Annotated in this window: 4 protein-coding genes; 3 read left to right on the plus strand and 1 reads right to left on the minus strand. The window is 65.4% G+C overall.

Annotation, left to right across the window (positions count from 1 at the left end; all coding sequences use genetic code 11):
• The coding region (locus A3764_RS26115; protein ID WP_236628267.1) for a hypothetical protein at positions 1 to 313 on the plus strand (313 nt) is incomplete at its 5' end.
• Here A3764_RS26115 and A3764_RS20260 read toward each other — a convergent pair.
• Positions 288 to 1,691, minus strand: a complete 1,404-nt coding sequence (locus tag A3764_RS20260) for a pyridoxal phosphate-dependent decarboxylase family protein (protein ID WP_067920826.1) — start codon at positions 1,689 to 1,691, stop codon at positions 288 to 290. The two genes, A3764_RS26115 and A3764_RS20260, sit on opposite strands and share 26 nt — an antisense overlap.
• A 231-nt stretch (positions 1,692 to 1,922) precedes the next feature.
• Between A3764_RS20260 and A3764_RS20265 the strand changes: the two genes are divergently transcribed.
• Complete coding sequence (locus tag A3764_RS20265) at positions 1,923 to 2,864, plus strand: calcium/sodium antiporter (RefSeq protein WP_067952026.1); 942 nt, start codon at positions 1,923 to 1,925, stop codon at positions 2,862 to 2,864.
• A gap of 133 nt (positions 2,865 to 2,997) precedes the next feature.
• Positions 2,998 to 3,528, plus strand: a 531-nt coding sequence (locus A3764_RS20270) for a trigger factor (RefSeq protein ID WP_269085034.1), incomplete at its 3' end; no start/stop codon positions are given.

Raw genomic sequence — 3,528 nt, forward strand, 5'->3', positions numbered from 1 at the left:
CGCCGGGGGGCAAATCCTCCACGCCTCCCTGCATGGCGCGGGGGGTGAGGCAATTGTTGTGACCGGATCGCGGAATTATATGGCGGGGCAAGGGCAAATCATCGACATACTTAGGAAGCGGGGCAAAACGCCCGTCATCGACGGCGCGAGATTGTCCCGCACCGCCATGGGTCCGGGGGGCATCCTGTCTTTCCCGGTGATCGACCCGGCGAATGGCCGGTTGCTCGGCTCTCTGCGCATCGCGATTGACGCGGGTGCTGCGCTAACCCTCGCGGCGCGAACGGGCGTCAGCTTGCCTCCGCCAATTCGGTGATCACGTCGAAGGCCGTTTGCACATCCGCCTCGGTACTGGTGAAGGCTCCGGCCTGAAACCGAAGCACCAGCTTTCCGTCCACCCGGGTCTGGGTCAGGTAAATCCGACCGTCGCTGTTGATCCTGTCGAGCAACCGCTGGTTCACCTCGTCCGCCGGGCCGCCGGGCAGATAGCGAAAGGTGAAGAGCGAGAGGATCGGCTCCGTCACAATCTCGAAGCCTTCCTGCGCGCGCAGCCGGTCCGCCAGCGTCCGGGACCATAAGACATGGTTGCGGATCATATCGCGGAGATCCTCCAACCCATGGGCCCGCAACAGAAACCATAGTTTGAGCGCCCGGAACCGCCGCCCCAGCGGCACGGACCATTCGGAATAGTCGATCACGCCATCGGCGCCATGGGTTCGTAGATATTCGGGGCGGATCGCCAGCGTTCGCACCAGATCCTCGGGCCTGCGCATGTAAAGGAGCGTGCAGTCGAACTGCGCGCCCAGCCATTTGTGGGGATTGACGACGACGCTGTCCGCGCCCTCCACCCCGTGCCAGAGCTCTCTGAACTCAGGGCAGATCATCGCCGACCCGGCCCATGCGGCATCGACGTGTGTAAACAGCCCCTCGGCCTTCGCCACGGCGATGGCGGCGCGCAGGTCGTCGCAGGCACCCGCCCCGGTGGCCCCGGTACAGAGCACCACGCCGCAGGGCAGATGCCCCGCCGCGCGGTCCGCCGCGATGGCGGCTTCCAGCGCCTCCACATCCATCGCCCGCCGGGAGCCTGTCACCGGGATCCGGATGAGGTTTTCGGCCCCGATCCCCGAAATCCAGACGGCGCGATCCACCGAGGAATGTGCCTCCTCCGAGACATAAACCCGCAGCCTCGGCCCCTCCGCCAGCCCCTTGGTATTGCCCGCCCATTCCAACGCGCGCTCGCGCATGGTCAGAACGGCACAAAGCGTAGCGGTGCTGGCACTGTCCTGAATGGCGCCTGTGAACTCCTCCGGCAGACCAAGCGCCTGCCGCATCCAGTCGCAGACGCGCGTTTCCAGTTCCGTCGCGGCGGGAGAGGTTTGCCAGAGCATGCATTGCGCGGCCAGTGCTGACACGTAGTATTCCGCCAGCACCGAAACCGGCGCGGCATTGGCGGGGAAATAGGCGAAGAAGCGGGGATGCTGCCAATGGGTCATGCCCGGCACGATCGTGGCTTCGAAATCGCCCACGATGGTTTCCAGATTTTCGGCCCTCTCAGGCGGGGAGGGCGGCAGGGCGGCCAGAATCTCCCCCGGGGTGACCTGGGCACGCACGGGACGCTCGCGCAGCGTTTCATGGTACCGCGCCGCCCATCCCGCCGCGCGCGCCCCCCATTCGCGAAAATCGGTCCAGTTCATCTAAATCTCCGGTCAGTTTGCTGGCGCAATCTGACCTTTCGCCGCGCCGAAGGAAAGGGACCGCCCGATCGCCGGGCTGGACCGCAGCACCTTTCGTCATAGCTCATGTCGAAATCTATCTCGCCGCGCAGGGGCCGGACCTTGAAGTGGGTTCGCGCGCGCGCCATCTGCTTTCAGCGACCGCCTTGGCCTCTGCGGACGCGTTTTCAATCCGGGGCCAGGGACAGTTGCATGGATTACCTTTTCGTCATCGGCGGGCTCGTCGGTCTTTTGCTTGGCGGTGAAATGCTGGTGCGCGGGGCTGTTGCCCTTGCCCAGCGGCTTGAAATCCCCCCGCTCGTCATCGGCCTGACCATCGTGGGTTTCGGCACCTCGATGCCGGAGCTCGTCACCTCTTTGCAGGCCGCGCTCGTGGGAGCGCCGGGTATTGCGCTCGGGAACGTGGTGGGGTCGAACACGGCCAACATCCTGCTCATCCTCGGTGTTTCCGCCGTGCTGGCGCCCGTGATCGTCGGCAGTGCGGCGTTCAAGCGTGACGGGGCGGTGCTGATGGGGGCGTCGCTGCTCTGTGTTGCCGTCGTGCTCTGGGGGCGCGTCGGCGCGGGCCTCGGCCTCGTGATGGTGGGATCGCTGCTCGCCTATCTGGCCTTCATGCTGATCGGCGCGCGCAAGGGCGCGACCGTGGAGGTCGACGCCCCGGATGCGAGCGACATGGGGCTCGGTAAGTCACTGGTCTGGCTTTTCGTCGGTCTGGCACTGACCATCGGTGCGGCGCGGCTGCTGGTTATCGGGGCCGTGGCGCTGGCCGAAGACTGGGGCATGTCGCAGGCGGTGATCGGTCTGACCATCGTGGCGGTGGGCACCAGCATGCCGGAGCTCGTGACCTCCATCGTCGCGGCGCGGCGGGGGCAGGGGGACGTGGCCTTTGGCAACGTGATCGGGTCGAACATCTTCAACATCCTCGGCATCCTTGGCATTACCGCCATCGTGAGCCCGCTGGACGTGCCCGCGCAGATCGCCGGTTTCGATATCTGGGTGATGATCGCGGCCACGCTGGCACTCGTGGTTTTCGCGCGGACGGGCTGGAAGATCACCCGGACCGAGGGCGCGGTCTTTCTGGCCGCCTATGCGGCCTATACCTCCTTCCTTGTGCTTTACGCAGCGGGCGCCTGACGCGGGCGGGTGCCCGGTGCCGGGGCAGCGTGCCGATCGGCCGCTTGCCCCTTGCACCGGCGGGACGGGGGCCATAGAAGGGCGGAAATTTTTCGCCCGCGCGGTTTGCGCGGCCTCATCCTATGGAGCACACATGCAGGTCAACGAGACGCTGAACGAAGGTCTGAAACGCGGCTATGCCATCACGGTGACGGCGGACGAGCTGGAGGCCAAGGTCAACGAGAAACTGGCCGAGGCGCAGCCCGACGTAGAGATGAAGGGCTTCCGCAAGGGCAAGGTGCCGATGGCGCTGCTGAAAAAGCAGTTCGGCCAGCGGGTGATGGGCGAAGCGATGCAGGAAAGCATCGACAGCGCGATGAACGAGCATTTCGAGAAGACCGGCGACCGCCCTGCCATGCAGCCCGAGGTCAAGATGACCAACGAGGACTGGAAAGAAGGCGACGACGTCGAAGTCTCCATGTCCTACGAGGCGCTGCCGGAGATCCCCGAGCTCGACATGAAATCGATCAAGCTGGAAAAGCTGGTCGTGAAGCCGGACGATGCCGCCGTGGACGAGGCGCTGGCGAACCTGGCCGAGACGGCGCAGGATTTCAAAGCCCGCAAGAAAGGCTCCAAGGCCAAGGACGGCGATCAGGTCGTGATGGACTTCGTCGGCAAGGTCGAC

It is taken from the genome of Sulfitobacter sp. HI0129 (assembly GCF_001635395.1).
Classification (GTDB): Bacteria; Pseudomonadota; Alphaproteobacteria; order Rhodobacterales; family Rhodobacteraceae; genus Sulfitobacter.